Source organism: Erysipelatoclostridium sp. An15, from assembly GCF_002160675.1.
GTDB classification, from domain to species: domain Bacteria; phylum Bacillota_I; class Bacilli_A; order Erysipelotrichales; family Coprobacillaceae; genus Thomasclavelia; species Thomasclavelia merdavium.
Genome location: NZ_NFLA01000083.1, coordinates 1 through 6,222 on the forward strand (window position 1 = coordinate 1; position 6,222 = coordinate 6,222).

At 27.5% G+C, this 6,222-nt stretch carries 11 protein-coding genes; all 11 read right to left on the reverse strand.

Going from position 1 to position 6,222, the window contains the following annotated elements:
* The coding region (locus B5E92_RS14735) for an ATP-binding cassette domain-containing protein (RefSeq protein ID WP_143357600.1) at positions 1-269 on the reverse strand (269 nt) is incomplete at its 3' end.
* A 239-nt stretch (positions 270-508) separates the two neighbouring features.
* Positions 509-1,510: a C45 family autoproteolytic acyltransferase/hydolase gene (locus tag B5E92_RS14740; RefSeq protein ID WP_087303408.1), complete on the reverse strand. Its 1,002-nt coding sequence runs from the start codon at positions 1,508-1,510 to the stop codon at positions 509-511.
* A gap of 110 nt (positions 1,511-1,620) precedes the next feature.
* Complete coding sequence (locus tag B5E92_RS14745; RefSeq protein ID WP_087303410.1) at positions 1,621-2,121, reverse strand: GNAT family N-acetyltransferase; 501 nt, start codon at positions 2,119-2,121, stop codon at positions 1,621-1,623.
* Between the two features lie 100 nt (positions 2,122-2,221).
* Entirely contained in the window at positions 2,222-2,983 is a 762-nt protein-coding gene (locus tag B5E92_RS14750) for an alpha/beta fold hydrolase (RefSeq protein ID WP_087303412.1), read from the reverse strand.
* A 166-nt stretch (positions 2,984-3,149) separates the two neighbouring features.
* Positions 3,150-3,341, reverse strand: coding sequence for a hypothetical protein (locus B5E92_RS14755; protein WP_087303414.1), 192 nt, complete (start codon positions 3,339-3,341; stop codon positions 3,150-3,152).
* A gap of 30 nt (positions 3,342-3,371) precedes the next feature.
* Positions 3,372-3,806, reverse strand: a complete 435-nt coding sequence (locus tag B5E92_RS14760; RefSeq protein ID WP_087303416.1) for a DUF3592 domain-containing protein — start codon at positions 3,804-3,806, stop codon at positions 3,372-3,374.
* Positions 3,807-3,852: 46 nt separating this feature from the next.
* Positions 3,853-4,266, reverse strand: a complete 414-nt coding sequence (locus B5E92_RS14765) for a DUF3788 domain-containing protein (RefSeq protein ID WP_087303418.1) — start codon at positions 4,264-4,266, stop codon at positions 3,853-3,855.
* 53 nt (positions 4,267-4,319) lie between these two features.
* Positions 4,320-4,775, reverse strand: coding sequence for a GyrI-like domain-containing protein (locus B5E92_RS14770; protein WP_087303420.1), 456 nt, complete (start codon positions 4,773-4,775; stop codon positions 4,320-4,322).
* Positions 4,776-4,794: 19 nt separating this feature from the next.
* The gene (locus tag B5E92_RS14775; protein WP_239406501.1) at positions 4,795-5,181 is read right to left on the reverse strand and encodes a GNAT family N-acetyltransferase; all 387 of its coding nucleotides are present in this window, start codon (positions 5,179-5,181) and stop codon (positions 4,795-4,797) included.
* Positions 5,182-5,269: 88 nt separating this feature from the next.
* Positions 5,270-5,668 (reverse strand): SRPBCC family protein, encoded by a 399-nt coding sequence (locus tag B5E92_RS14780; RefSeq protein WP_087303422.1) that lies wholly within the window; start codon positions 5,666-5,668, stop codon positions 5,270-5,272.
* Positions 5,669-5,921: 253 nt separating this feature from the next.
* Positions 5,922-6,222: flavodoxin domain-containing protein (locus B5E92_RS14785; RefSeq protein WP_239406503.1), on the reverse strand; the 301-nt coding region annotated here is incomplete at its 5' end.

A 6,222-nucleotide genomic window follows, 5' to 3' on the forward strand; every position in this document is an offset into this window, starting at 1 on the left:
TAAATGATACTAACCTGTTTGCGACGATAACTAGCCATTTTTTTATAATCATAACTGCTTATTTCATTATCATCTAAAAATATTCTTCCAGAATCTGCTTTATCAACGCCACCAATAATATGCAGCAATGTTGATTTACCACAGCCAGAAGTTCCAACAATTCCGATAAATTCATTTTGTTCAACTGTCAAATTCAAATTATCGAGGACAATTAAATCATTAGCATCATGATATGTTTTTTTCAAATTTTCAATTTTTAATAGTATCATATTCTTTCCCACCTTTTATGATTAAATTGTAAATAAATTCAATCAAGTATCTTTAATCCCCATTTATTATATCTGTGACTTATTTAATATTAATTTTTTCTTCTTATCTATATTATATCAAAATAAAAATAGTAAAATTCTTTATTTTACTCAAATGTAATAAAATATATTTATACGTTATTTTTTATTAAAATATACAAAAGAAGGTAGAAAATAAAAATCATTTTCTACCAAAAAACTTAATATGAAAATTTAAATCGAGTATCCTCTTTATACTTTTTTCTAGATGGATTACCCTCAACTCGATAAATCTTTTTATTTGATAAATCATATCCAACTGACCAAACAGTATCAGCTCCAGTTTTGCGATCATATTGACACATAAAACCATACTTTCCTGATAATATATCAAGAATTGTTTCTTTTGATATATTATTGTTGTTTAATGCATTTAAAGCAACATGATAACGTTCTAACGAATGCCAATTATCTATTTGATAATCAGTATATTTACTCATATTAATTGAGTTAAAATGATTTGTTGTTACAACATACCCTTTTTTATCAGGATAAATAATACTAATATCTTTACTATTACATTCCACAACAGCAATTTCACCACTAGCATCAGCTAGTGTAATAGTCTGGCTTGAAGCAATTGGAATAGTTTGTAAAACTTTTATTGCTTGAAAAACAGTTTTACACTTTTCTAACAAATAACGGACTAACATACCACCGTTAAATCCTGGTGCTATATCTAAAGAATAAACAAAGGTAAGGCCAATGGCTAAACCAAATTCGTTTACACCATCTTCCATTTCCACAAAAGCCGTAGTATTACCATTAAACACATATCCATGATCTAATGAGTATAAACAATTCATATATAATTTTTCAATTTGAACTAAAAAATCACTATTACGTCCTAAAAATATATTTTTTTGATCACTATAAGCAATACAAGTACATTTATTGTTAAATTCAAAACAATACATACTTAATAAAAATGCTAACATATCTTGATAAGATGTTCCTTGCCCTTTAGCAACCCCTTTAATTTCTTCTAAAATTTCCGGATAATATTTTTGATAAATAGGAACACATTTTTTAGTAAACTCTTTTCGCTTTTTGGAAACTATAAAAGTGTCTTGTTTAGCGATAATAACATTATTTTTTTGTAATAAACTACCCCAATGAAAACCACAGTCATAGTGACTTCCCTTAAATCTGCAATGATACATTTGTAAATTACCTCCTCGATATTCGAGCAAGATCTTCCTCATTTACAATCTTAATTGAATAAAAATTTTAAGTCAACGAATTAAAATTTTATCCAATATTTATCATATTCTTATAGTTCTATTTCATAACCATGTTCATATAAAATTGTTTCTTCATCAATAACTTCGCTATGAACACCTTCTTTTTTTACAAAACCATTTTTCAAATATAAGTTAATAGCTGGATAATTAAAATCAACTACTAAAAGTCGTAAATAGTTATAATTTAACTTTCGGGCAATTTCTTTAGCTTCATCTAATGTTTTACTGCCAATACCTTTTTGCATATATAAAACATTTACACCTAATCGTTGTATGTATAATGCTTTTGCTGCTGGTTCTTTCCATTGGATACTATCTATATTATCATCACATAAACAAAATGCTGAAACAATTACACTATCATCCTCTAAAACATAAAGCTGCTTATTTAAAATATCACTTTCAAAAAATATACTTGGATAAACATCATCCCATATTGTTATTTTATTTTTGTTCATATTTTCAACTATATCTTTATACATAGTTTTAAGCTGTGGTAAATCTTGCTTATTAGCTAATCGTAATTTCATTATTCGCTCCTTATCTTTCTTATTAAAATCATAATAACTATAAGAATCCGTAATATTTCATACGGATTCTTTACTTTTAATTATAATTAAATATAAATGATTATTTATTCAAATCTAAAATAAAATCTTTTACTAAAACCGAAAATTTTTCAGCATTTGATAATATCGTCGGATGACCGCCTTTTTCAAACATATAAATTTTACCCTTGGCAACTATTTTGCACATTTGCCTATATTCTTCATACATATCCTTTCGACACATCTGATCTTCATGACTACCTACAAAAAGTATTAGTGTCTTTAATAGAGCTAAATCTTTTATAAACAATGGTCTTTTGCTTTGCGCACAATTAACTAATGCCCTAGTATTGGCATCAATTACTTTCTCCCAATCTTCTCCTTGGCACCATTTGTAAAATTCTCTTGCACTCTTATCAGCTTTGGCTTTATTTCTTTCTGCAACTAACTCTTTTGCAAAGTTTTTATGTAAAGTTCGTCCATCAAAACTATCTGCAATTATTTTATTTATTAAATCTGGTCTTTTTAAAGCAACATTAATAGCAGTCCATGCACCACCACTACATCCTATAATATTTACTTTTTCTAAATTAAGATATTCTATTAATTTAATCACTTGATCTGCCTGATAAATCCAATGATTTTCTGGAAAGTGTTCAATACGTTGTGATTTTCCATTACCTAAAAAATCTAATAAAATAATTTGAAAATTACAATCGTATAAAGAAATTAAATATTGAAACATTTTTGAAGACGCACTATCTCCATGTAACATAATCAAAGGAACACCTTGACCATAAATCTTATAATATATCTTTTTTGAATAATAATTAAAATATGCCATATATAAGCCTCCTAATCTTGTCATATTATGATTAGCAAGGCGTAATAGCAATTATACACCTTGCTATTACAAATAATTGAAAATACCCATTACCAGTTCCTCCTTTTTCTAATAATTTACTATCAATAAATTGTTCACTATTACTGATTAAAAATTAGAATTTTTATTATTTTCGTTTTCCAAAATATTCTACTAAATTAGATATGCAAGAAATTATCCAGAATATTGCAATTATAATTAAAACAATTCTCCATCCTTTAGAAACTTCGGCAACAAAAATAAAAGTGTACAAAGCAAATATACTTAGTAGCAAACAGATTATCGTTGTAATTACTTTTATTTTCGTACGCTTATCCATAATTAAACACCTCAACAAACTCTCTTTTATCTATCTAAGCCATACAGCAATTCCAACAAACATACCACATAATACAGCTACACTTCCTAAAATCAAACAGGCTAGAGAAGAAACTGTATCTTCTTTATAACCATCTATATAGCTATACTTTGGATAATTTTTATCATACCAGATTTTTACCTGGTCGCCACTTTTATATTGACAATGTGTTGTTCCAAAGTTGATTTCAATTCTTATAACCTCATTATCAACTACATATTCATAAGTTGGAAAATAAGCACGGCGTCTTTGCGTGTTCATTGAACTAATACTTACGATTTTCCCATATGTTTGTGATAAGCATTTGCGTTTTTTATCTCTTTTACTTTTAAAATAAAAATATCCTTGCCTTGCAAAAATACCACCTATTAAACAAAACATTAATGGAAAAATGATTCCAAACATAAATTTTTCAAACAAACTCATACAATGTCCTCTTCATTAAACTCCAATTTAGCCGAATATAGAATTATTATTTTTTATTCGGTTTTCTTTTAATAGCCAACAATTTAATATAATCATCAAATTCAGTCGTATCAGTAGGTTCAAACATGACCCATTTTCCATCACGATATGTTTTAGCCTCATCATATTGTTTACAGATAGAACCAGAAAGAGTATCTCTGATATCTTCAAATTTTGCTCTTTCATCTTTTCCAAAGATAATCATGAAACCAATACAGCTACTTTTAGCATACAGACAACAAAGTGTTTTACCACCTCTTCGATATTTGTACTCATAAGTCCATTTCTTACCACCATTATTCCATATTCGATCCATTTCATATTTTTTATCGATCGTCATACATAACTGTTGCCAAATTTCATACAATGATCGTCCAAGCAATTCAATCATGGATGATTCCGTTGGTATCTTTTCAAGCATAATCTCTTCACCCTTTATTTTAATTTATATAACCTTAAGTATATTAAAATTTGTTAAAGTTCTCTTATTGGAAAATACAGATAGTCTTTTCCTGTTGCTGGGTCAGTATAATCGTGAACTGCTCCAACTAGAGCAATACCCTTTTCATTTATTTTTCTAATGGTTTCTTCAAAAACTCCTTCATGATTTTCAACAACTATATATTCATAGCCTGGTATTGTCCATTTTGTCCAGCCATCAGGTGCTTTTGCATCATCAAAACATTCTACTCCTGCTAGATACAGCCCTTTACTAAAATCATCTTCCCATGGTTTAAAAGAGCGGGAAATATCAGACATGGCACCCCATATACCTACAAGTTTTCCATTTACATCTTTCTTTGCTAGATGCGCTATTTCTTTAAAATGACTATTTGCATCATTCCATAATTTTTGGATAAATCCTTTACCATCTAATGTTGAACCCTCTTTTCCAATGACAACAAATTTTTTCTTTATCACCTGAACCATTGTATATCTCCCAAAATCATTATTTATCAACTCTTTTCATATATAATAACGGATATGGATTTCCTTGTTCGTCCAATTCTGTTCGTTTATAAACCTCAAAGCCCATATGTTCATAAAATCCTTTTGCGCGAGGATTCTGTTCATTTACAGTTAATTCATTGATTGAATAATTTTCAATACCATATTGTAGTAATTGTTTCCCAATTCCTTGTCCTCTATATTTATCTAAAACAAATAACATTTCCAGCCTTTTATCGTCAACACCCATAAAACCAACAGGATCTCCATTTTTATTTTCTGCAATTACTAAAATTGAAACATCTTTTATAGCTTGAGGAACATATTGTTTAATATTATTTATCTCATCAACTGATAAAAATAAATGAGTTAGAACTTTCCCACACATCTAATAATTTTTGTACTAATATAGAATCACGTTTGTTTATTTGAACTATTTTCAATTTACATTTACCTCCAAAATTTATAACTTTAATCTATTGTTCCAAAAAATCCTTCAAGTCTTTAACAAATTGGATCTGTTGTTTCTTTAAATAAGATTTAACAAAAGGTTTCATAAACCATTTTTTAGCAATTACATGCTCTGTAAAGTCTATTTCAGTTTGATTTCCATTAGAAGTAAAAGTACCAATCCAATGTCCATTCATATTACTATTATCCATATCAAATTCCCAACGTTTATATGGTTTTACTACAGTAACAGTAAACGTAGTAGCATAATTTTCATTAGTATATTCAATAAATTGTTTTTCACTAATGATTTCCGTTTTACTTAAATCACTGCGCCATGTATTATATTTATCAACATTTAAAACAACTTCCCAAACTTTATAAATATCACTATTAATCACTTCTTTTATATTAGAAACTGTCATTTTTATCCTTCCTTTCAAATTAGGATCGTTATCTATATCCTTGAAAAAAGTTCAAAATTAAGGCAATAAACTATTATTCATTATTAAAAGCAAATGAACTGCTTGTAACATCAATATTTTTATTGTCAACAAATTATTCTTCTTTATAATTCGTTGCCTCTATAAGATACAAAGTTTAGGTGTAGTAAATACTCTCATTCCATTATTTTGTAATATTTTTTCTCTAATACAAATTATAATTTATCTTTTACTTTTATATTTCATTAATTATTTTATCTAAACTAGAAAAATCTACAAAATTAACTTTTTGGTTATAAGTTTCTATCATTGCTCTATCTTCAGCTGTTTGCTTTTCTTTTGGTAAATTCTTAACTGCATTATAAAGCAATTTCATCATAGTTTTATGTTTAAAGTTTAATTTTGAATAATCTATTCCGCCTCTTAAATGGAATATTTTTGCTTTTTCAAAAATTTCTTTTGATATCTGTTTTTTGATATTATTCCTGATATTATTTTTATTCACTTCATCCATTGGATCTGAAAGACCAACTGTT